This window comes from Xanthomonas sp. D-36-1 (genome assembly GCF_017746155.1).
Lineage (GTDB): Bacteria > Pseudomonadota > Gammaproteobacteria > Xanthomonadales > Xanthomonadaceae > Xanthomonas > Xanthomonas cissicola.
Window position 1 is genome coordinate 63781 of the sequence record NZ_JAGHWR010000008.1, and the last position, 22424, is coordinate 86204.

The window sequence follows — 22424 nt, forward strand, 5'->3', positions numbered from 1 at the left end:
TTGTGCGCGCCGCGCTGTGATCAGGCGAACGCCGTAGAGCGGCCCGAATGGACGAACGGCAGGTCTCGATTCTGCGTGCAGCCCTCGGCCCAAGGGCCATCGCTGCAGCGGTAGCGGTGCTTAGTGCGCGCAGCTGGCGTCGTGCACATGCCCATGCCCGTGATTCAGGCGCAGATTGACCAGGTGGGCGATACCGACCAGGGCGCCACCCAGCGTCATCACCACCGCATGCGGCACCACCGAATGATGGAGCGGGTCGTACAGCAGGCCCAGCCACAGCAACCCCAGACCGGGCAGCAGCAACGCCAGCGCATGCAGCGCTTTATGCCGGCGATACCCCAGCACCAGGCTGAACAGGCCCAGCAGCGTCACGAACACCACGATGGCCCGTTCCACCCCGTCGCCCAGCCAGACCGACAGGCCCAGCGACGGTGCCAGCGCCAGCACCAGTGGCAATACCGCACAGTGCACGGCGCACAGCAGCGAGCCGGTTGCGCCGAAGCGGTCAAGAAGATGGCGAAGGGATGGTAGAGGCATGACGTCCAGCAGGGTACTCGCGGCGACGTGGAATAATATAACATCTTACTGTTCCAGCCCCGCATCAGTGCATCGCGCAGCCATGCGGGCTCGCCGCCGGCGCAGCAGGCAAGCTGCGCCTTACCACTGATACACAGTAACAATTACAGAGTCCGGCCCACCATGCCCCCATTTGCACCCTCGTTCCACCGTTCCGCGCTCTCGCTGGCCCTGGCCAGCCTGCTGACCCCTGCCCTGGCCATGGCCGAGGACGCTCCGGTCGCTGCCGATGGGCAGACCCCGCCCAATTCGGACACCCGCCACGATGCCAGCCCCTCCAGTGGGCGCCATATCAAGGATCTGGACAAGGTGGTGGTCACCGCCAGCCCGTTGCGCGATGCGGCCGGTGAATTGAGCCGCCCGGTGGAAGTGCTGGCCGGCGAGCGCCTGGACGAGGTGCGCAGTTCCAGCCTGGGCGAAACCGTGGCCAGCCTGCCGGGCGTGCAGAGCTCCAACTTCGGGCCCGGCGTGGGCCGTCCGATCATCCGCGGCCTGGACGGCCCGCGCGTTGCAGTGCTGCGCGACGGCCTGTCCACCCAGGACGTGTCCACCGTCAGCCAGGACCATTCCCCGGCGATCGAGCCGTTCCTGGCCAACCAAATCGAAGTGCTGAAGGGTCCGTCCACCCTGTTGTACGGCTCCGGCGCCATCGGCGGCGTGGTCAACGTGGTCGATGGGCGCATCGCCGAGACTCCCGTGGACGGCTTCAGCGGGCGCGCCGAAGCGCGCTTCGACGGCGGCGACAAGGACGGCAACACCGACATGTTCCGCGTCGATGCCGGTAATGGCAGCGGCCTGTCGATCCATGCCGATGGTGTGTATCGCAACCAGAACGACTACGACACGCCGAAGGGCCGCCAGCTCAACAGCTGGATCGATTCCAAGGTGGGCTCGATCGGTGCATCGCTGTCCGGCGACTGGGGTTTTGTCGGCCTGTCGGCATCGCGTTTCCGCGACAACTACGGCAACCCGGGCGAACCGGGCGACCCGTCCATCGGCGAGCGCGGCGTGTCGCTGAAACTGCAGCAGGACCGCTACGACCTCAAGGGCGGGCTGACCGATCCGTGGGGCGACGGCAGCGCACTGCGCTACAGCTTCGGCCATACCGATTACGCGCATACCGAATTCGAAGGCGCCGAAGTCGGCACCGTGTTCACCAAGCGGGCCAACGAAGGCCGCGTGGAAGCCTCGTTCACGTTTGGCAGCGGCTGGCAGACCGCATTCGGCCTGCAGGGCAGCGACAGCACCTTCCAGGCGATCGGCGAAGAATCCTTCGTGCCCAAGACCGATACCCGCTCGCTCGGCGCCTTCGCCGTCGCACGCAACAGTTGGGAGCGCGTCACCGCCGAAGTCGGCGCGCGCGTGGACAAGGTCAAGTACCAGACCGATATCGGCGTGGACCGCGATTTCACGCCGACCAGCTTCTCGGCCAGCGGCGGTTTCCGCTTCAACGAGCAGTGGCGCCTGACCGCCAACCTGGACCACGCCGAACGCGCGCCGGCCGAGGAAGAACTGTTCGCCAACGGCCCGCACATCGCCACCCTGGCCTTCGAGATCGGCGGCGCCGATCTGAAGACCGAGAAGGCCAACCAGGCCGAGCTGGGATTGAATTTCCAGAACACATGGGTGGATGCCAAGGTGGCGGCGTACTACAACCGCTACAACGACTTCATCTACATCGTCGACACCGGCGGCCAGTGGTTCAACGAAGAAGACAACGACTTCCTGCCGATTCGCCAGTGGACGCAGGCCGACGCGATCTTCCACGGTTTCGAAGGCGAGGCCACCTTCCACCTGGCCAACAACCAGAACGGTGCGTGGGACCTGCGCGTGTTCGGCGATACCGTACGTGCGCGCCTGAACGATGGCGGCAACCTGCCGCGGATCGCGCCGGGCCGCTTCGGTGCGCAGCTGCGCTGGGATGCGCAGCAGTGGCGCGCATCGGTCGGTGCCACACGCACCATGAAGCAGGACAAGGTGGCAGTGAACGAAACGCCGACCGACGGCTACACCTTCGTCGATGCACACCTGGCGTATCACGTGGACCATGGCAGCACGGCGTGGGAAGTGTTCCTGGACGGCAATAACCTCACCAACCAGGACGCACGCGTGCACACCTCCTTCCTCAAGGACGATGTGATGCTTCCTGGCCGCAGCGCCTCGTTCGGCGTGCGCCTGTTCTTCTGACAGCAGACTCTCTCCCCTGCTGACTGGAAGGAAGGCCGCCTTCGGGCGGCCTTTTTTATGGGCGTTGCCGACCGGTCGGCGCATACGGCAGCGCGCTGCACCGGGGCTGCAGTCGCGTTCGCCATCGTGCGGAGCTGCATGGCGCACAGGACGGGGGCACCGTCGCGCTGCAAGCAAGTACCGCCGTGTTCCCAACAGAAAACGCTGCCGCATGCTGCTGCGTCGCACAACAGGCTGCGGCGCATCTGGGGTTAAAACTTCATTAGCACTGCGCTGACAGGGGGCGCACGCGACGCAATAGCGCGGGCGCGCGCGTGCACTGGCTGCCGATGCCTGCACACCGCCGCATGGCTCGGCAGCGTTCTCGCACCTACACAAGGAGCCTTGCGCATGCGTTTTTCATCGCCCCGCTACACCCTCTCGCTCGCCGTCGCTGCCGCGCTGTTGGCACCCGATGGCCGCACGCAAACCGCCACGCCCGCAGCAGCCAATCAAGAGGCCACGACGCTGGATGCGGTCATCGTCAGCGGCACCGCGCGCTTCAAGGGCCTGGCCAAGCGCGATGCCAGCTTTTCGATCACCACGGCCAGCCCGGAACAGATTCAGCAGGCGGTGCCGCAAAGCACCGCCGACCTGCTCAAGATCGTGCCCGGCGTGTGGGCAGAGCCCAGCGGTGGCGGCACCGGTGCCAACATCTTCGTGCGCGGCATGCCATCGGAAGGCGATGCGCCGTTCGTGACCATGCAACTGGATGGCTCACCGCTGTTTCCACCGCCGACCTTGTCGTTCCTGGAGAATTCCACGCTGTTCCGTGTCGATGACACTGTCGAACGCATGGAAGTGCTGCGCGGCGGCTCCAGTCCGATCTTCTCCAACGGCCAGTCCGGCCTGACCGTCAATTTCATCCAGAAAAAAGGCCAGGACGAACCCGAAGGCAGCGTGCGCCTGACCGGCGGCAACAACGCCTTGCGCCGCATCGATGTGTTCAACAGCGGGCCGATGGGCAATGGTTGGTACTACAGCGTGGGCGGCTTTTTTCGCAAAACCGACGGCGTGCGCGACCCGCAGTTCTCCGCCGACAAGGGCGGCCAGTTCAGCGCCACGTTGAGCAAGCGCTGGGACAGCGGCGAGCTGTCGTTCTACGCACGCCACACCGACGATAACAACGCGTTCTACACCGCGATTCCGTTGCTCTCGCGCAACAACGGCAACGATCTTTCCAGTTTCCCCGGCTTGAACGCGCAGACCGGCACCCTGCTCGGCCGCGACTTCCGCAATGTGGAGCTGTTGGTCGGGCCCGATGGCCAGACGTTGCGGCGCGATCTGGCCGACGGGCGCGGCGTCAACATCGACGTGTTCGGCGGCGAATGGAACTGGGAAAGCGGCGGCTGGACCGTTGCCGACCGCTTCAACGTGATCAGCGGCAGCGCGCCGACCTACGCGCTCTTTACCGGCGATGCGCCACAGCGCCTGGGCGATTTCATTGCCGGTTACGGCAGCGGCGGCAGCGCCAGCTACACCAATGGCGGGGGTACGGTGGATCCGAACCAGCAGGTGCTCGAAGCCGGTTGGTGGTCGGTGGACAAGCGCCTGAATTCCTTTACCAACGACCTGCGTCTGAGCCGCGAGCTGTTTGCCGGCAATACGCTCACCGTGGGCGCGTACTACGCCAAGTATTCGTCTGCCGATACCTGGTACCTGGGCAACACCATGCTGCTCACCGCGCAAAACAACGCACGCCGCATCGATGTAACGTTGGACGATGGCCGCCAGGCCACGCGCCAGGGGTTCACCAGTACCGCGTTCTTGAACCTGCGCGCCAAGTACGACGGCGAAAACATCGCCGCCTTCGTGGCCGACGAATGGGAGCTGAGCGAACGCCTGCGCCTGGACCTGGGCGCACGCTACGAGCGCCAGAGCGTCACCGGCGATGTGCACGACACCACGACCGTGGATCTGGATGGCAACCCGGCCACGTTGTACGACAACGCCACCTCGCTGGCATTGGCGACCACCCGGCGCATCGATCAGGACGATGAAGCGTTCTCGTGGACAGCTGGCCTGAACTTCACGCTGGACCAGAACAACAGCCTGTTTGCGCGGGTCAACTCCGGGGTGAAGTTTCCCGGCTTCGACAACCTGCGCGATGGGCAGAACCGCGTGCAGGATGTGGATCAATACGAGCTGGGTTTGAAGTCCGGCACAAGCGTCTACGACCTGTATCTCACCGCGTTCTACAACACCTTCAAGAACTCGCCGTTCCAGGCATTCCTGGCCAATGGCGAGAACTTCACCGCTGTGGGCGATTCGCGCGCACGTGGCCTGGAAGTGGAGGGTGCGATCCGGCCGTTCGGCGGGTTCGAGCTGGCTGGCACCGGGGTATGGCTGGATGCGAAATATCGCAACTATCGCGAGTTCACCGGCAACCGGGTGATGCGCCAACCCAAGCGCCAGTTCCGCATCACGCCCAGCTATTACTGGATGCTGCCGTTCGGCGACCTCAAGGTGTTTGCCACCTATTCGTACATCGGCGAGCGCTTTGCAGACCTGGCCAACAGCCAGCGCCTGCCCGCGTACGACATGCTGGACATCGGCGCCAACCTGCATGTGGGCGAACATTGGGAAGTGACGGCCAGCGGCAGCAACGTCACCAACACGCTGGGCCTGACCGAAGGCAACGTGCGCGTGCCTGGCGCAGCCACCGGTGGTGTCTTCATGGGCCGCCCCATCGCCGGGCGGCAGTACCAACTCTCGGTGGCGTACCGCTGGTAGTCCGCCGCCACACCTGAGCCGCGCAGCAGCGGAGACTGCTGCGCGGGACCTCGCTAGCGCATGCCTCGATGCGCAGTCTCGCGACGCTGGCATGCCCGGACCAAAACCGGCGTTGCCAGGCGTTGCGGCACCCATGCGTTTTCCCACGCGCGACGGCCGCTGCAACCCGGTGATGACGGGGCGGAGGCGAACAGCTCGCATGCGAAGCACAACGACGCATCGTGATCGCTTATTTCGATCGAAATGACCGCCCCCGCCAAGTTTTTCTGCAAATTTCGTCGGCAGAACTTCGCATGCAACGCATCACCCGACACGCCCGTCGTAAATTGCGCGATGTGTCACGAATATCTCGCCGTGTGCATGCCTTGCAGGCAATGCTGTCCCCCTTTGTAATCCAGGCGTTGTTGGTGCAGACGCATCGACAACATCGGCTGCGTCGACACGCACAGGGGAGCCGACGCAGGACCTGACAGCAGCTTTGCATCGGCGCAAATGCGCTTTTGTGACTCAACTGGGATAAACGCACATGGCGCTTGTCGCTGCTTCTTTGCATCGATGTCGCACCCCGGGCATCGACACGTGGCATCTGACTGCCTGCGGTGCAACTCCGCTTGCAGGTTACGTTGGCTGAGGGGCTTTCCGGACCCGGCTGGCATCTGCCGGTTCCTTCACTCGCATTCCTCCTTCCGGCTCCACCAACACCGGCTTCACAGGCGCGAGCTTTCGTGGAGTGGAGCAGTTGCAAGGGCCGATCGCGCGGTTGGCCTGACGGAGGACTGTGTCACTTCGACGGCGCCCACCCTTTGACTGGAATCAGACGGAATGAACTCTTTTCGCAGGCGACCTCTCGCGCTGTTGATCGTTGCCCTCCTCGCCGGCAGCACACCACTGTCGGTACTTGCTGCCGCGCAGGCAGCGGCTGCCACCACCCCGGCCACTACCAGCGCCACGGCCAAGGCCAATGGCAACGACCCGTTGCTGCGGTACCAGTGGCATCTCTCCAATCAGGGGCAGGCCGTGATCGGCGACAGCCGTCCGGTCGCCGGCGTGGACATGGATGTCGACATCCTGCATGCCCTGGGCATTCGCGGACGCGGCGTGCGGGTCGGCGTAATAGACACTGGGCTCGAATTGGGCCATGAAGATCTGGCAGACAACATCCTGCCGAACGGGTCGCACAATTTCGGCGACGGCTCGCACGACACCACGCCGATCGACCCGCGCAACGGTCACGGCACGTCCGTGGCCGGCATCATCGGTGCGGTGGGTTGGAATGGCCGCGGCGGACGCGGCGTGGCGCCAGAAGTGCAACTGGCAGGATTCGACTTTCTTGCACGCGATTCTTCGAATACTGGTGCCAGCGTCCGGTATGCATGGGGCGATGGTCCGGAGGCGCGCAATATCGATGTCTTCAACAACAGCTGGGGGGCGGCTGCCCCGTTCTATTTGGATTTTCCTCTGGAAGACCAGCGCACCTGGCAAGCATTGATGGGGTCGACACGTGGAGGCCTTGGCGGCATTTATGTCAAATCTGCAGGCAATAGCTTCCAGCGGTTCCTTGCGCCCGACGAGAACGGAAACCCCGTCAATATCTGCAGCGCACAATCGCGTGAATTGAAAGTCGGCTGCTCGCTGGCCAACATCGACCCGTTGGCAAATCTGCCCGGGACCATCGTCGTGGCCAGTCTGAATGCAAAGGGCACCCATGCCTCGTATTCGTCCACAGGCTCTGCGTTGTGGGTCTCCGGCCTTGGTGGCGAGTTCGGCTTTCAACGCAAGTTCTATCCCAACGCAGCGTCGACCTTTGCCCCGGATCCGGCGCCTTATGCCTACGACCCGGCGATCGTCACCACCGATCTCAGCGGCTGCGCAGCGGGCGAGAACGTCGAAGCTCCCGACGTGGTCTACAACGCATTGGATGGCAGCAACTCGAAGATCGATGCGTCGTGCAACTACAACGCGATCATGAATGGCACCTCGGCTGCAGCGCCCACCGTGTCTGGCGTGGCTGCGTTGATCCTCAGTGCCAATACGAGCCTGAGCGCACGCGACGTCAAATATATTCTTGCGACCACCGCGCGCCAGATCGATCCGTACCAGCCGCGGGTGGTCTACCAGGGCAGCGTGATCGATCCGGGTTGGATCACCAACGCAGCCGGGCACCGTTTCAGCAACTGGTACGGTTTCGGCCTGGCCGATGCCGCGGCCGCGGTCTACAAGGCGCGCTATTTCACGCCGCTGCCGCCCATGCGCGACACCCAGTGGGTCAGCTCCACCGACGTGGCCAGCCAGATCGGTGGCCCGGCGCGACCGGGCAAGCTGCGCATCCGGGTGCAGCAGGCCATGAAGGTGGAAGCGGTGCAGCTGTCGCTGCAGTCGGCGCACAAGACGCCGTCCAACCTGCGTGTGGTGCTGGTGTCGCCGAGCGGGACGCGCAGCGTGGTCGCCACGCCGTTTTCCGTCCTGGATCCGGCTGCTTATGCGCAGACGGGGTTCTACATCGACCTGACCTCCAGCAATGCGTTCCTGGACGAAAAATCGCGCGGCATCTGGACTCTGGAAGTCACCGACATGAGCGACCCCAGGAGCACTGTCGCACTCAACGCTTTCAAACTTCGCATCGTGGGGCACTGATATGAAACCGATCATTCTTGCTTGCGTGTTGACGCTGTCCATGGCCGCAACCGGTGCTGCCCAGGCAGTGCAATACATGGACGCCAATGCCCTGCGTGCGGCAGCGACCGGCGTGCGTTTCACCTCCGGAGCGGACACGTTCCGCATGCTGCCGGGCACGGTGGTGAGCGAGCACATGCCGCCACGGAACGCAGCATCAGCGCAGCGATCGGCAGCCAAAGCCGGCAGTACAGGTGCAGTGGCCCCCAACGACAAGGTCGCCGCGCGTATCGGGCCGTATGCGGTGGTACTGGATGCGCCTGCAGGTGCTGCGCGCAGTCTCGCCACCAACACCGAACGCCCCATCGCCGCTGCGGTCAATGAGCGCAACGGTCGTGTCGTGCTGGTCAACCCGCAGGTGAAACTCACCGGCACGACGCCGGCCACGGCGACATCGCTGGCGGCCAGCACCGGCGGGACCATTGCGTACACCTCGACGGTAGACGGCAGCGCAGTGATCACCTATGCATCTGTGGAAAGCGCCCAGCGTGCACTACCCGGCCTGCAGCGCAGCAGCGTTGTCGCGCAGGCGGCGCTGGTGGTCATGCAGGCGGTCATGCAACCGATGTAAATACACCGGCCGCAGGCTGACCCCTGCGGCCGTTCCACGGCGGGCAGCAGGCCGGCCGGTCTGGCCGACACCTGCATCTGCGTACACCACCATGACCGATACCATGCCATGACAACCTCTCTCCCGCGGCGATTGCCGCTGTCTTGCGCCTGCCTGCTGGCGCTGGGCCCCTTCTCGCTGACAGCCGCTGCTGCAGCAAACGGGGTCGATGCGCCGACCAGGACGACGCAGAACACAAACCAAACCAGCGACCCGTTGTTCCGCTACCAATGGCATCTGCTCAATCAAGGCCAGCCGGTGTTCGGCGACCAACGTCCACGGCCAGGAGTCGATCTGGATGTGGACATCCTGCATACGCTCGGCATCCGTGGCGCTGGAGTCAAGGTGGCGGTCATCGATGGCGGGCTTGAGATTGCGCACGAGGATCTGGTCGACAACATCGTTGCCGGCGGCTCGCACAACTTCTTGAATGGTTCCAACGATCCGACGCCGCCTGCGGATGAAATCGACAATGACCACGGCACCGCGGTCGCCGGCATCATCGCCGCACGTGGATGGAATGGCCTGGGTGGACGTGGCGTCGCGCCGGAGGCGAATGTGGCTGGCTTCAACGCAATTTCCGAGAATGACGGCAGCAAGCAATACGTCGACATCCGCTACTCCTGGGGCGATGGCCCGGAAGCCCGTGCGATGGACGTGTTCAACAACAGCTTCGGCATCTCGACAGCGGTCTATCCATTCAGCGATCTCGACGAGCAGCGCTCCCTGGAAAAAATGATGCGTGCCCAGCGTGGCGGCAAGGGCGGCATCTACGTCAAGGCAGCTGGCAACGATTTCAATACGCTGCTCGATGTGGATGCACAGGGCACGCTGATCGATCGCTGCAGCGACCAGACCCGGCAGCTCGGTGTCGCCTGCAGCAGCGCCAATATCGACAACCTCAACAGCCTGACCACCATGATTGTGGTCGGTGCAGTCAATGCCAACGGCGTACGCGCGAGCTACTCATCGCCCGGATCGGCATTGTGGGTGTCCGGGCTGTCCGGCGAATTTGGCTTCCAGCGTCGCTTCGATCCGCACCCTGAGACGTTCAGCCCGCTCTATACACTGCTCGCTGCGCAGGGTCCGCAGCCATTCTTCTCACCGGCGATCGTCACCACCGATCTGAGCGGTTGCGCGGCAGGCAATAATCGCGACCGCACGCGCGCGCCGCAGAACGCGCTGGATACCAGCCACTCGAAAATCGATGCCTCGTGCAACTACAGCGCACGCATGAATGGCACCTCTGCCTCCGCGCCGACAGTTGCAGGCGTCGCGGCGCTGATGCTGAGCGCCAACCCGCAGCTGACACTGCGCGATGTCAAATACATCCTGGCAACGACGGCGGTACAGGTCGATCCTCATCAAGCCAAGGCGTTCTACAAGGACGCCGTGATCGAGCCCGCCTGGATCACCAACGCGGCCGGCCACCATTTCAGCAATTGGTATGGCTTCGGCTTGGTGGATGCAGCCGCGGCGGTGGAGCGTGCGGTGCATTTCACTCCGCTGCCTGCAATGCAAGACACCGAGTGGACCGTCTATGACGGAAAAAGCAGCACCATCGGCGGTATCAGCTCGCCAGCGCGATTGGCGATCGACATCAAGCAGTCCTTCAAGGTGGAAGGCGTCCAGCTGTACTTCGCAGGGACGCACAAGAATCCTCGTCAGTTGCGCGCCGTGCTGGTCTCGCCCAGCGGCACCCGCAGCACCGTGATGACGCCGTTTTCCACGCTCGATCCGGGCGATGGCTTCGTGGTCTTCCTGACCTCCAGCAATGCGTTCCTGGACGAAGCGTCAGCCGGTCGCTGGACATTGGAGGTGGACGACATGCTCGCCGACAACGGCAAGCAACAACTGCAGGAATTCGAAATGCGCGTGGTGGGCCACTGACATGAAAACTTCTCTGATCGCACTGTTGTGCGTCGTTGCCGCCAGCATGTCTGCACCTGCCTCGGCACAGGTGTTCGATCGCGCCCGCCTGCGTGCTGCCGCAACCGGACAAACCGTTGTGGTGGACCGCGCCAGTTTCCGGCTGATGCCAGCAGCGGTGGTACAGCTGGCCGAGGCCACGCGCGGCACTGCGTCCACGCAATCGCCAAGAAGCACGCAAACCAGCACGAAGGCACCGGTTGCCCGCGTCGATCGCTACGCGATCTACCTCGACACCAGCGGCGCCGCGGACGCGGTTGCGCGCACCACGCGCAGCGCAGCATCGGCGAGCGTCGTTGCCGCGCTGGAAACGCGTAGCGGCCAGCCGGCATTGCTCGGTGCTTCGATCAAATTGTTCGATACCACGCCAGCCATCGCCCGCGCACTGGCTGCGCGTACGGGCGGCAGGCTGATCTATGCCTCCGCTACCGACGGCAGCGCGATGATCGGCTACGCCTCGGCGATGACGGCATTGGACAATTGCCGCCAGCTGCAAGGCAGCAACGGCGTGGGAGCGATCAAGCCGGAAGTGATCGTTCCGGCGGCACGGCCATTGTGATGCAACTGCACTAGCACCGCGGCAATCATGCGCGCCACGCTGCATTGGGTTGCCGCGTGGCGCGTTTGGCGCAGCCCGCCCTACAGCGGCAGCGGGCTGCGCTCTGCGAACTGCCCGCGCCAATAGGGGTAGTACGGGTACGGCGGCTCCACTGCGCTGGCCTGATCCAGGCGGGCACGCTGGTCGTGAGTCAACGACCAACCCACCGCACCGAGGTTTTCGCGCAGTTGCGCTTCGTTGCGTGCGCCAATCAGCACTGTGCTCACGGTCGGCCGCTGCAGCAGCGAGTTGATGGCGATCTGCGGCACGCTGCGGCCGGTCTCTGCGGCAACGGCATCGAGTGCATCGACGATGTCGAACAAGCGCGCATCGTCGATCGCCGGGCCGGCCGCGGCGGTGGCATGCAGACGGCTGTGGTGCGGCAATGGCTGGCCACGCCGCAGCTTGCCGGTCAGCCGCCCCCAACCGAGCGGGCTCCACACCACCGCCCCGATGCCTTGGTCGATACCCAGCGGCATCAGCTCCCACTCGTAGTCGCGCCCGGCCAGCGAGTAATACGTCTGGTTGGCGACGAAGCGGCTCCAGCCGTGCGCATCGGCGACCGCCTGCGACTTCATCAACTGCCACCCGGAATAATTGGACGCGCCCAGATAGCGCACCTTGCCCGCGCGCACCAGGTCATCCAGCGTGGACAGGGTTTCTTCCATCGGCGTCATGGCATCGAACGCGTGCAGCTGCAGCAGATCGATGTAGTCGGTGCGCAAGCGTCGCAACGATGCCTCCACCGCACGCAGCAAACGGAAGCGCGACGCGCCGGCATCGTTGGGGCCATCGCCCAGGCGCAGGCCGGTCTTGGTCGAAACAATCACCTGATCGCGGCGGCCTTGCAGCGCCTGGCCAAGGATGTCTTCGGACGCACCATCGGAATACACATCGGCGGTATCGAACAGGTTGAGCCCTGCTTCCAAACACACCTCGACCATGCGCCGCGCCTGCGCCACATCGGTGTCGCCCCATGCAGAAAACAGCGGCCCCTTGCCGCCGAACGTGCCGGCACCCAGGCCAAGCACGGGCACCTTGAAACCGGAACGGCCGAGTAGACGGGTTTCCATCGAAGAAGTCCTTGCAACGTTGAATGGGAGATGCGCTGCGTTATCGTCGGCCGCTAGCGCCTGTGGAGTGTTGATGGCGAAACCAGCGTTTATGCACATCGAGAGCCGCCTGACGCGCACTGCGCCACGTGGCCAATGACCAGCGGGCAATCAACTCACCCCATCTGTGTACAGGCCAATGGCGCAGCCGCGCGGCGGCGTTGCAACTGCACGCTCCACAGCACGATACCCAGCCCGATGGCACTCAACAGCGCGGCCACCCAAGGCGTTGCGACCAGGCCCGCCTGGGTGGCGATCACCACACCACCCAGCCATGCGCCCAGCGCATTGCCCAGGTTGAAGGCGGCGATATTGAGGCTGGAGGCCAGGTTCTGGCCGGCGCCGCGTGCGTGTTCCAGCACGCGCAACTGCAGTGGCGCCACGGTGGCGAAAGCAGCCACACCCAGTAGCCCGACCAAGGTCACCATGGCGGCCTTGCTGTGCAGGACACATCCCAGTGCGCCCAGCACGACCACCAGGGCCGCCAGGCTGCCCAGCAGGGCCGCGGTGGGACGACGGTCCGCCAGCCGCCCACCGAGCAGATTGCCGACGATCATGCCCATGCCGAACACCAGCAGCACCGGCGACACCGCCGATTGCGCAAAGCCGGTGACCTGCAGCAGCAGCGGCTGGATGTAGGTGAACACTGCGAACTCGCCGGCGTAGCCCACCACCGTGATCGCCAGCGCCAGCAGCACCTGCCCCCGCTGCAACACCGCCACTTCCTGCCGCCACGACACCGGCGTGGCAGCACCTGCCGCGGCCGGCACCCACACCGCGACCGCGGCAGTGGCCAGCACGCCGATCGCAGCCACCGCCCAGAAGGTCGCACGCCAACCCAGTTGCAGACCCAGCCAGGCACCGGCCGGCACGCCGAGCAAGGTGGCCACGGTCAGTCCGGCGAACATCAGCGAGATGGCCGACGCACGGCGTTCGGCCGGCACCAGCGAGGTCGCCACCACGGCGCCGACGCCGAAGAACGTGCCGTGGGCCAGCGACGTCAGCACCCGCGCGACCATCAGGCTGGTGTAGTCCGGCGCCAGCGCGCACGCCACGTTGCCGACCGTGAAGATCAGCATCAACCCGACCAGCACCGCCTTGCGCGGCAGGCGTGCGCTGGCCAGGGTCAGCACCGGCGCACCGACGAACACACCCAGCGCGTAACCGCTGATCAACAGGCCCGCCGCGCTGAGCGAAACGCCCAGATCCGCGGCCACCTGCTGCAGCAGCCCCATGATCACGAATTCGGTCGTGCCAATGCCGAAGGCACCGATGGTCAGTGCCAGCAACGCCGGCGGAAAGCGCGACGAACGCGCAGAGGTGAGGTTGGACATGGGCATGGGCCAGGGAAGACTGCGCATAGCCTGCGCCCTACGTTTACCCGCGATGACCCCTGCTATGCTGATTCACTTTCAATCAATCATTGAGAATCGCAATGGACCGTCTTGGCGATATTGCCCTGTTCCTGCGCGTGCTCGACCTGGGCTCGATCACCGCGGGCGCGCGCAGCCTGGATCTGTCGGTGGCGGTGGCCAGCCAGCGTCTCAAGCGCCTGGAACGCGAGCTGGGCGTGCGCCTGCTGCACCGGACCACGCGCCGCCTGCATCCCACTGCCGAGGGGCAGCGGCTGGCCGAACGTGGCCGCGTACTGGTGGAAGATCTGGACGCGCTGGCCGAGGATCTGCGCGAAAGCGCGCACGATGTGGGCGGCGTGCTGCGCATGACCCTGTCCGCCTCGTTCGGGCGGCAATACGTGTCGCCGCTGCTGCCGGAATTCCAGGCCCGCCATCCGCGCCTGCGCATCAGCGCGCACCTCAGCGACGACCTGGTGGACCTGGTCAAACAGGGCTTCGATCTGGCGATCCGGATCGGCCCACTGGAGGACTCCGGGCTGGTGGCCCGGCGTATCGCCGACAACCGCCGTACCCTGGCGGCCTCGCCCGCCTACCTTCAGCGTCACGGCACACCGCGCACGCCGGACGAACTTGCGCAGCACGCCGGCGTGTTGCTGATGGGCCGTGACGGCCGCCAGGACGTGTGGACACTGCAAACGCCCGACGGCGGGCTGGTGCGCGTGCGCATGCAGAGCCGCTTCGAAAGCAACTTCGGCGAACTGGTGCGCGACGCCGTGGTCGCCGGCCAGGGCATCGCGGTGCATTCGTATTGGCACATCGCCGACGAATTGCGCAGCGGCCGCCTGGTCCAAGTCATGCCCGATTACCCGCCACCGGCCTCGCAGATCAGCGCAGTGATGCCGGCGCGGCGGTTGCAACCGCCGCGCGTGCGCGCGTTCGTGGATTTCCTGCAGGAGCGGCTAGGCGAGCAGCCGCCGTGGGAACTGGCGACATAGCGCCCGCTGCCGCGCGCATGGGACCGGCCGGCATCGGCGGTTGCCGTGCGGATGGCCCCGCAGCCAAACGCGCGTGCCTGTGCTGCACGCCGGGGGACGTCGAGGTCTGCGGCATGCCAGCCATCATTGGAAACGACGGCATCGATGAGTTGTACGCGGCGTCTCATGCGCGCCCACTGCGCGACTGGCTGGCAGCCCGAACGCGCAGCCTTCGGCCGCATGACGGGCTGGCCAGCTGTTACATCGGCTCTCGGCCTCACCGTGCACGACCACACGCTGAGGCCGGCTGCGTGCGCAACCGCCGAGGCAATCGCTGCCCCGGATCAACGCCCGCCGCGCAGCAGGCGTTTGTGCAGGCTACGCCGCTGCGCGGCGCTCAATAGATGTCCATGCGTCCGCAGCAGCCCCAGGATCTGCAGATGCGCCTGCGCGGTGCGCCGTGCCAATTCGGTGGCGGCAGCGGCTTGGAGCCGCTTCCACTCGGCGGGGCTGGTCGGCGTTGGAAAGCTGGAACGTTTTGCGGGCATGGCAGCAGGCGGATGCGAGAGACCTCGCCATGATACGGCCGGCCTGTGACCGCCCTATCAGGCCGACGCGCAGTTCACGCGCAGGCGGCCACGACGGCTGCCGCGCCTTCGAGCGGGCGCAAGCCCGCAACCCGCGCAGCGGACCTTGCCGCCCGCACCACCTGCACTCTTGTACGATCGGTGCCTTCGCGGCTGGACCGCATTGCATCGTCGACGGGTTTTGGCATGTCTTCGCTGACCGAGTTGAGCACGATATTGCTGCGTCATGCGCCTGGCGACGGCATGCATCCCACGCAGATCGCCGGGTTGCAGATCATGCGTAGCGCATCGCCGACCGTGGCCATGCCCACTGTCTACACACCCATGCTGTGCCTGGTGGCGCAAGGCCGCAAGCAGGCAATGCTGGGCGCGCAGGCGTACTTCTATCACCCGCAGATGTACCTGGTGGCGTCGGTGGATCTGCCCATCGTCGGCTCGGTGATCGAAGCCAGCGGCGCGCAACCGTATCTATGCTTCTGCCTGGACCTGGACACCTCGGTGCTCAGCGAGCTGGCGATCAACCATCCGGAATTGGTGGACACGCAGCGCGATGCGGCATCGGCCGGGCTGTTACTCAACCGCAGCACGCCGCAGTTGCAGGACGCGGCGCTACGGCTGGCGCGCCTGCTCGACCAACCGCATGAAATTGCCGCGCTCGCGCCCTTGATCGTGCGCGAACTGCTGTACCGCCTGATGGCCGACCCGGCCAATGCGGCGGTGCGCCAGATGGCCATCACCGACAGCCGGCTCAACCAGATTTCCAGGGCCATCGTGTGGTTGCGCGAACACTATGCGCAGCGCTTCAGCATCGAGCAGATCGCCGATCTGTCGGCGATGAGCCGCTCCACCTTCCATGCGCATTTCAAGGCGGTGACCACGATGACGCCGCTGGAATACCGGTCGCAGCTGCGCGTGCACGAAGCACGCCGCCTGATGGTGGCCGAGGCGCTGACCGCTGCCGACGCCGGCTTCCGGGTTGGCTACGAGAGCGCGTCGCAGTTCAGCCGCGACTACGCACGTATTCTCGGCATCTCGCCTGCGCGCGATGCGCAACGGCTGCGTGCCAACGCGCAGGACGCCACCGAAGCGGCGTGAGGTCTGCCGTGCCCAGCACGGGCCGCGCGGCGGCGCCATCGCCGCGCCAGCATCGGCATCGCGGCTGTCTACTCCGCCGCATACTGCGCCTCGCTCACCTGCTCCAGCCAGGTGACGGGCGCGCCGTCCTGCGACTCGGCGATGGCGATATGCGTCATCGCCACGTTGGCATTGGCGCCGTGCCAATGCTTGACGCCGGGCGGAATCCACACGATATCGCCCGGGCGGATCTGCTGTGCCGGCTTGCCCCACTCCTGCACGCGCCCGGCGCCAGCTGTGACGATCAGCGTCTGGCCCAGCGGATGGGTATGCCATGCGGTGCGCGCGCCCGGCTCGAAGGTGACGGTGGCGCCGCCGACGCGTGCCGGCGCGTCGGCCTGGAACGGTGCGTCGATGCGCACCTTGCCGGTGAAATACTCGGCCGCCCCCACTACCGATGGCGCCTCGCCCGCCCTGCTCACCCTGATCGGCTGCGCAGCCTCATCCGTCGTCACGGCGGCCATCATGGAGACAGATATCGCGGTCGCGAAAGGATTCATTGCAGCGCTCCTTCATTTCTAGTCTTGGCACTGTAGCGCGCTGGCCCACCGCGATGACCTGGGCACGTACGACTGCTCCATCGCACGCCGGCCGGCCTAGAATTCGCTGGGCACCTCGCGCTTGCTATCTCCCCCTGGCACCACCGCGTCCGGTCGATACGCCCGCAGGAACAACGCCACCGCGCCGCTGACATACGCATCCAGCTGCACCGACCGCGCATCTGGCGCATCGTCGCAGGCAGCAGCGGTGGCCGGCCGCCCGGTCATCAACCCGAAAAAATGCACCGATGCATCGGGCACGTTGTCGATCACCAATGCCCCGCGTTGCACCTCGCGCGCCAACAACGCGCGCATCATGGTGTCGTAGCGCTCGAAGCATAGCGTCCACATTTCCTCGCGCATCTGGCTAGGCAGCAGTGGCGGGCGTACCAGGCCATACGCGACATCCTCCCGCATGCTGCTGGCAGACACGCGCAGCACTGCATCGGCCACCGCAGTCAGGCGTTGCTCCAACGGCCCCTGCAGCGCCAGCAAGGCCGTCCAGCGATTTGGGCGAGGCCTGCGCCAGCGCTTCCAAGGTGGTGCGGAACAGCACCTCCTTGGACGCAAAATGCGCATACACCGTGGCCTTGGACACCATCGCACGCTCGGCGATGGTGTCCATGCTGGTCCTGTCGAAGCCGTGCTGTTGAAACAGCACGCGTGCCGCCGCCAGGATGGCGCCGCGCTTGTCGTGTGGCGCACGTGCAATGGGCGGCGCGTCATCATCCACGCGGCGACTCCACTGCCGGTCTCGCGGCGGCAGTGGGCGCAGCGGTTTGCAGCCAGCCTCCGCCCATGGCCTTGTAGAACGTCACCAGGTTGGTGAAGCGCGACAGCTGGGTGTTGATCAAGGTCTGCTGCGCGCTGTACAGCGAGCGCTGCGCATCCAGCGCCTGCAGATAGCTGTCGATGCCGCGTTCGAAACGCGCCTGCGACAGCCGGTAGCTATCGGCAGTGGCATCCACCAGCGCTTGCTGGGCCTGCAGCTGCCTGCCCAGCGTGTCGCGCTGCGCCAACGCGTCGGAAACCTCGCGGAACGCGCTCTGGATCGACTTTTCGTAGCGCGCCACTTCGATATCGCGGTTGGCCTTGGCCATGTCCAGATTGGCGCGATTGCGCCCGGCATTGAAGATCGGCAAGGTCAGCGTGGGCACGAAACTCCAGGCACGCGTGCCGGCGTCGAACAGCCTGGACAGGCTGCTGCTGGACGAACCGGTAGACGCGGTCAGGCTGATGCTGGGGAAGAACGCTGCCCGCGCCGCACCGATATTGGCGTTGGCCGCACGCAAGTTGCGCTCGGCTTCCAGGATGTCCGGGCGACGTTGCAGCAACTGCGATGGCAGGCCGGCCGGCACGCTGGCCAACACATTGCCTTCCACGCTCGCGTTGTCGGGCAGTGCATGTGGCAGCAATTCCACCGGCACCGACCTGCCGACCAGCAGCACCAGGGCATTGCGATCCTGCGCCACCTGCGCGGTGTAGCGCTCCACATCCACACGTGCGGTTTCCACCGTGGTCTGCGCCTGACGCAAGGTCAGTTGCGAAGCCGCGCCCAGTTCGAAGCTGCGCTGCTGCAGACGATAACTGTCGCTCTGGCTGCTCAGGGTGGATTGCGCCAGCTGCAGCAACTGCTGGTCGGCCGCCAAGGTCAGGTAGGCGGTGGCCACTTCTGCCACCAGGCTGATATGCGTACTGCGGCGTGCCTCGGCGGTGGACAGGAATTGCTGCAACGCCTGTTCCTTCAGGCTGCGCACGCGACCGAACAGGTCCAGCTCGTAGGCACTAATGCCGATGTTGGCGCTGTAGGTGCGGAACACCTGCGGCTGGCCGGGAATGGCTAGCTCCGAGGGCGTGCGCGCATTGTTGGCGGTGCCGGTGCCCTCGATGGCGGGCAGCAGCGCGGCGCGATCCACCCGGTATTGCGCGCGGGCGACCTCGATATTGAGCGCGGCCACGCGCAGGTCGCGATTATTGTCCAGTGCCAGCGCAATCACCTGCTGCAGCGCCGGATCGGTGAAGACCTCACGCCAGCCGATGTCGGCGATGTACGCCGTGTCGGTGGTGCTGCCGGTATCGGCAGCGGCAGCCGGAGGGGCTGCCGACACATCCGTGCCGGCAAATTGCGCGGGCACCGGTGCGTCGGGCCGCGTGTAGCGCGGCATCAGCGTGCAACCGGAAAGCACGCTGGCCACGCCAAGCGCGCAAAGAGTCATGCGAATCGCGGTCATGTCAGTGTCCTGTGGGTTGCGGTGCGGGCGAGGCAGGTTGTGCACGGCGCTGGAACAGGCCGCACACCAGCACGAAGAACAGCGGCACGAAGAAGATCGCCAGCACCGTGCCGGAGACCATGCCGCCGATCACGGCCGTGCCCAGCGCGTGCTGCGCGCCGGCGCCGGCACCGCTGGTCAATACCAGCGGCACCACGCCGAGGATGAAGGCCAACGAGGTCATCAGGATCGGCCGCAAGCGCATGCGCGCCGCTTCCAGTGCTGCGGCCACCAGGCTCTTGCCGCTCTCGTGCAATTCCCTTGCGAACTCCACGATCAAGATCGCGTTCTTCGATGCCAGGCCAATGGTGGTGAGCAAGCCCACCTGGAAGTACACATCGTTCATTTTCCAGGTCAGCATGGCCGCCAGCAGCGTGCCGAACACGCCCAGCGGCACCACCAGAATCACCGAGAATGGAATCGCCCAGCTTTCGTACAACGCGGCCAGGCACAGGAACACGATCAGGATCGAGACGCTGTACAACAGGCCGGTCTGGCCGGACGAGGCTTTTTCCTGCCGCGACAATCCGGTCCACTCGAAGCCGATGCCCGGTGGCAGCTTGGCGGCTGCGGCTTCGACGATCTGCATCGCCTCGCCACTGGAGGCCGCACCCGGCAACGCCATGCCCAAGATCTCCATCGACGGCACGCTGTTGTAACGCTCCAGGCGCGGCGACCCGGATTGCCAGCTTGCCGTGGCGAAGGCATTGAACGGCACCATGGTGCCAGCGCTGTTGCGCACGAACCAATGGTCGATGTCCTGCGGGTTCATGCGGTATGGCGCATCGGCCTGCAGCATCACCTTCTTGACCCGGCCCTTGTCGATGAAGTCGTTGACGTAGGTGCTGCCCCACGCGCTGGAAAAGGTGTCGTTGATGTCGGAGATCGACACGCCCATCGCCTGTGCCTTGTGCGGATCGATTTCCAGCTTGAACTCGGGCGTGTCTTCCTGGCCGTTCGGACGTACCGCCACCAGACGCTTGTCCTGCGACAGTTCGGCCAACAATTGATTACGCGCCTGCATCAACGCTGCGTGACCCAGATTGGCACGGTCCTGCAGCATCAGATCGAAGCCGGTGGCATTACCCAACTCCGACACCGCAGGCGGTGCGAACGCAAACACCTTGGCATCGCGGATACCGGCAAAAAATGCCCCGGCCTTGGCCGCCACGTCGGTGACGCTCTGGCCCTTGCCGGTGCGCTCGTCCCAAGGCCGCAACTTGACGAAGGCAAAGCCCACGTTCTGTCCGCTACCGGCAAAACTGAAACCGGTCACGGCGAAGACACCGGCAACCGAATCCTTCTGGTCGACCAGGAAATGATGCTCCACCTGCTTGAGCACATCGCTGGTGCGCGCATTGGTGGCACCGGGCGGCAACTGCACCAGCACGAACAAGGTGCCCTGGTCTTCGTCCGGCAGGAATCCCACCGGCAACTTCATGAATCCGAACACCACCAAGGCCAGCAACGCCGCGTAGGCGAGCATGTAGCGCCAGCCCTTGCCGAGCATGTGCCGCACCACGCCCTGGTAGCCGGTGTTGCCGCGATCGAACAGGCGGTTGAACCAACCGAAGAACCCGGTGGTCGCCAGGCCATGACCCTTGTGCACGGGCTTGAGCAAGGTGGCGCACAAGGCCGGGGTCAGGATCATCGCCACCAGTACCGACAAGGTCATCGCCGAGACGATCGTGATCGAGAACTGCCGGTAGATCACGCCGGTGGATCCGCTGAAAAACGCCATCGGCACGAACACTGCCGCAAGCACCAGCGCCACGCCGATCAATGCGCCGGAAATCTGGTCCATCGATTTACGCGTGGCGTCCTTGGGCGACAACTGTTCCTCGCCCATCACGCGTTCGACGTTTTCCACCACCACGATCGCATCGTCCACCAGCAAACCGATCGCCAGCACCATCGCGAACATGGTCAAGGTATTGATGGTGAAGCCGAACGCCGCAAGCACACCGAAGGTGCCCAGCAGCACCACCGGCACCGCAATGGTCGGGATCAAGGTGGCGCGGAAGTTCTGCAGGAACAGGTACATCACCAGGAACACCAGCACCACCGCCTCCACCAGCGTGTGCACGACCTGCTCGATGGAGATGCGCACGAACGGGGTGGTGTCGTACGGCTTTTGCACCTTCATGCCGGGCGGGAAGAACTTTTCCTGCTCTTCCAGGCTTTTATCGATCGCGCGCACCGTATCCAGCGCATTGGCCCCGGTGGCCAGCTTGATCGCCAGACCGGCCGCCGGCCTGCCGTTGTAACGGCCCACCGTGTTGTAGCTTTCGCTGCCAAGCTCGATCCGCGCCACATCGCGCAAGCGCACCTGCGAGCCATCGGACTGCGTGCGCAGCAGGATGTTTTCGAATTGCTCGGCGGTCTTTAGCCGGGTCTGTGCAGTGATGGTGGCGTTGAGCTGCTGGTTGGCCACCGCCGGCAACGCGCCCAACTGGCCGGCGGAAATCTGCGCGTTCTGCGCCTGGATCGCGTTGCGCACATCCACGGGCGTGAGGCTGAAATTGCTCAGCTTGTTGGGGTCCATCCACACCCGCATCGCGTACTGCGAACCGAACAAGGTGGTGTCACCCACGCCTTCGACGCGGCTGATGGTTTCCTGCACATTGGCGGCCACGTAATCGGACAGGTCCGAATCGCTCATGCTGCCGTCTTCGGACGTAAAGGCCAGCACGTTGAGGAAGTTGGTGGCCGACTTGGTCACCGTGACGCCCTGCTGCTGCACTTCCTGCGGCAACAACGGCGTGGCCAGCGACAACTTGTTCTGCACCTGCACCTGCGCGGTGTCGGGGTCGGTGCCGTTTTCGAAGGTCAGGGTGATGGTCACCGCCCCGCTGGATTCGCTGGTGGACGCCATGTAGCTGAGGTGATCCAGCCCCTTCATCTTCTGCTCGATGACCTGGGTGACGGTGTCTTCCAGCGTCTGCGCCGAGGCGCCCGGGTAGTTGGCGGTGATGGCGACAGCCGGCGGTGCGATGGCGGGATATTGCGCAATCGGCAAGGTGGCGATGGAGAGGATGCCGGCCAGCATCACGATGATGGCCAACACCCAGGCGAAGATCGGACGATCGATAAAGAAACGTGCCATGA

15 protein-coding genes and 1 pseudogene are annotated in these 22424 nt (G+C 65.0%); 8 read left to right on the plus strand and 8 right to left on the minus strand.

Features of this window, described 5'->3' with window-relative positions; translation table 11 throughout:
• Positions 1-120: 120 nt before the first annotated feature.
• Positions 121-537 carry a MerC domain-containing protein gene (locus J7367_RS02945; RefSeq protein ID WP_057659922.1) on the minus strand — a complete coding sequence of 139 codons (417 nt, stop codon included), beginning with the start codon at positions 535-537 and terminating at the stop codon, positions 121-123.
• 162 nt (positions 538-699) lie between these two features.
• On the opposite strand from J7367_RS02945, the gene J7367_RS02950 reads away from it, so the two are divergent.
• From J7367_RS02950 to J7367_RS02975, 6 genes are all read left to right on the plus strand, one after another.
• Positions 700-2763 (plus strand): TonB-dependent receptor, encoded by a 2064-nt coding sequence (locus J7367_RS02950; protein WP_057659925.1) that lies wholly within the window; start codon positions 700-702, stop codon positions 2761-2763.
• 390 nt (positions 2764-3153) lie between these two features.
• Positions 3154-5535, plus strand: coding sequence for a TonB-dependent receptor (locus tag J7367_RS02955; protein ID WP_057659927.1), 2382 nt, complete (start codon positions 3154-3156; stop codon positions 5533-5535).
• 855 nt (positions 5536-6390) lie between these two features.
• Entirely contained in the window at positions 6391-8169 is a 1779-nt protein-coding gene (locus tag J7367_RS02960; RefSeq protein ID WP_081027540.1) for a S8 family peptidase, read from the plus strand.
• A 1-nt stretch (position 8170) separates the two neighbouring features.
• Positions 8171-8779 carry a hypothetical protein gene (locus J7367_RS02965; RefSeq protein ID WP_057659931.1) on the plus strand — a complete coding sequence of 203 codons (609 nt, stop codon included), beginning with the start codon at positions 8171-8173 and terminating at the stop codon, positions 8777-8779.
• A gap of 108 nt (positions 8780-8887) precedes the next feature.
• Positions 8888-10708, plus strand: a complete 1821-nt coding sequence (locus J7367_RS02970) for a S8 family serine peptidase (protein WP_057659933.1) — start codon at positions 8888-8890, stop codon at positions 10706-10708.
• Between the two features lies 1 nt (position 10709).
• On the plus strand, positions 10710-11306 hold the full coding sequence (locus tag J7367_RS02975) for a hypothetical protein (protein WP_057659936.1): 597 nt from the start codon (positions 10710-10712) through the stop codon (positions 11304-11306).
• A gap of 80 nt (positions 11307-11386) precedes the next feature.
• On the opposite strand, the gene J7367_RS02980 is transcribed toward J7367_RS02975, so the two are convergent.
• Complete coding sequence (locus J7367_RS02980) at positions 11387-12418, minus strand: aldo/keto reductase (protein WP_057659937.1); 1032 nt, start codon at positions 12416-12418, stop codon at positions 11387-11389.
• A gap of 155 nt (positions 12419-12573) precedes the next feature.
• On the minus strand, positions 12574-13791 hold the full coding sequence (locus tag J7367_RS02985) for an MFS transporter (protein WP_057659939.1): 1218 nt from the start codon (positions 13789-13791) through the stop codon (positions 12574-12576).
• 101 nt (positions 13792-13892) lie between these two features.
• On the opposite strand from J7367_RS02985, the gene J7367_RS02990 reads away from it, so the two are divergent.
• A complete protein-coding gene (locus tag J7367_RS02990) occupies positions 13893-14807 on the plus strand; it encodes a LysR family transcriptional regulator (protein ID WP_057659941.1) in 915 nt (304 codons plus the stop codon).
• Positions 14808-15130: 323 nt separating this feature from the next.
• Here the strand turns inward: J7367_RS02990 and J7367_RS02995 are convergent, their stop codons facing one another.
• Positions 15131-15334, minus strand: a complete 204-nt coding sequence (locus tag J7367_RS02995) for a hypothetical protein (RefSeq protein ID WP_003488570.1) — start codon at positions 15332-15334, stop codon at positions 15131-15133.
• Between the two features lie 225 nt (positions 15335-15559).
• Here J7367_RS02995 and J7367_RS03000 point away from each other — a divergent pair, with 225 nt between their 5' ends.
• Positions 15560-16468, plus strand: coding sequence for an AraC family transcriptional regulator (locus tag J7367_RS03000; RefSeq protein ID WP_057659943.1), 909 nt, complete (start codon positions 15560-15562; stop codon positions 16466-16468).
• 68 nt (positions 16469-16536) lie between these two features.
• On the opposite strand, the gene J7367_RS03005 is transcribed toward J7367_RS03000, so the two are convergent.
• From J7367_RS03005 to J7367_RS03020, 4 genes and pseudogenes are all read right to left on the minus strand, one after another.
• Complete coding sequence (locus tag J7367_RS03005; RefSeq protein ID WP_057659945.1) at positions 16537-17007, minus strand: cupin domain-containing protein; 471 nt, start codon at positions 17005-17007, stop codon at positions 16537-16539.
• Between the two features lie 96 nt (positions 17008-17103).
• Positions 17104-17779, minus strand: a pseudogene (locus J7367_RS03010) (TetR/AcrR family transcriptional regulator).
• Positions 17772-19277, minus strand: a complete 1506-nt coding sequence (locus tag J7367_RS03015) for an efflux transporter outer membrane subunit (protein ID WP_057659947.1) — start codon at positions 19275-19277, stop codon at positions 17772-17774. The pseudogene J7367_RS03010 and the gene J7367_RS03015 overlap by 8 nt, the downstream one beginning before the upstream one ends.
• Position 19278: 1 nt before the next feature.
• A complete protein-coding gene (locus tag J7367_RS03020) occupies positions 19279-22422 on the minus strand; it encodes an efflux RND transporter permease subunit (protein ID WP_057659950.1) in 3144 nt (1047 codons plus the stop codon).
• Positions 22423-22424 lie beyond the last annotated feature (2 nt).

What these genes read in the sequence shown, in the direction of transcription:
- J7367_RS02945 (WP_057659922.1), bottom strand. Translation starts at nt 537, where the DNA reads ATGCCTCTACCATCCCTTCGCCATCTTCTTGACCGCTTCGGCGCAACC.
- J7367_RS02950 (WP_057659925.1), top strand. Translation starts at nt 700, where the DNA reads ATGCCCCCATTTGCACCCTCGTTCCACCGTTCCGCGCTCTCGCTGGCC.
- J7367_RS02955 (WP_057659927.1), top strand. Translation starts at nt 3,154, where the DNA reads ATGCGTTTTTCATCGCCCCGCTACACCCTCTCGCTCGCCGTCGCTGCC.
- J7367_RS02965 (WP_057659931.1), top strand. Translation starts at nt 8,171, where the DNA reads ATGAAACCGATCATTCTTGCTTGCGTGTTGACGCTGTCCATGGCCGCA.
- J7367_RS02970 (WP_057659933.1), top strand. Translation starts at nt 8,888, where the DNA reads ATGACAACCTCTCTCCCGCGGCGATTGCCGCTGTCTTGCGCCTGCCTG.
- J7367_RS02975 (WP_057659936.1), top strand. Translation starts at nt 10,710, where the DNA reads ATGAAAACTTCTCTGATCGCACTGTTGTGCGTCGTTGCCGCCAGCATG.
- J7367_RS02980 (WP_057659937.1), bottom strand. Translation starts at nt 12,418, where the DNA reads ATGGAAACCCGTCTACTCGGCCGTTCCGGTTTCAAGGTGCCCGTGCTT.
- J7367_RS02985 (WP_057659939.1), bottom strand. Translation starts at nt 13,791, where the DNA reads ATGTCCAACCTCACCTCTGCGCGTTCGTCGCGCTTTCCGCCGGCGTTG.
- J7367_RS02990 (WP_057659941.1), top strand. Translation starts at nt 13,893, where the DNA reads ATGGACCGTCTTGGCGATATTGCCCTGTTCCTGCGCGTGCTCGACCTG.
- J7367_RS02995 (WP_003488570.1), bottom strand. Translation starts at nt 15,334, where the DNA reads ATGCCCGCAAAACGTTCCAGCTTTCCAACGCCGACCAGCCCCGCCGAG.
- J7367_RS03000 (WP_057659943.1), top strand. Translation starts at nt 15,560, where the DNA reads ATGTCTTCGCTGACCGAGTTGAGCACGATATTGCTGCGTCATGCGCCT.
- J7367_RS03005 (WP_057659945.1), bottom strand. Translation starts at nt 17,007, where the DNA reads ATGAATCCTTTCGCGACCGCGATATCTGTCTCCATGATGGCCGCCGTG.
- J7367_RS03015 (WP_057659947.1), bottom strand. Translation starts at nt 19,277, where the DNA reads ATGACCGCGATTCGCATGACTCTTTGCGCGCTTGGCGTGGCCAGCGTG.
- J7367_RS03020 (WP_057659950.1), bottom strand. Translation starts at nt 22,422, where the DNA reads ATGGCACGTTTCTTTATCGATCGTCCGATCTTCGCCTGGGTGTTGGCC.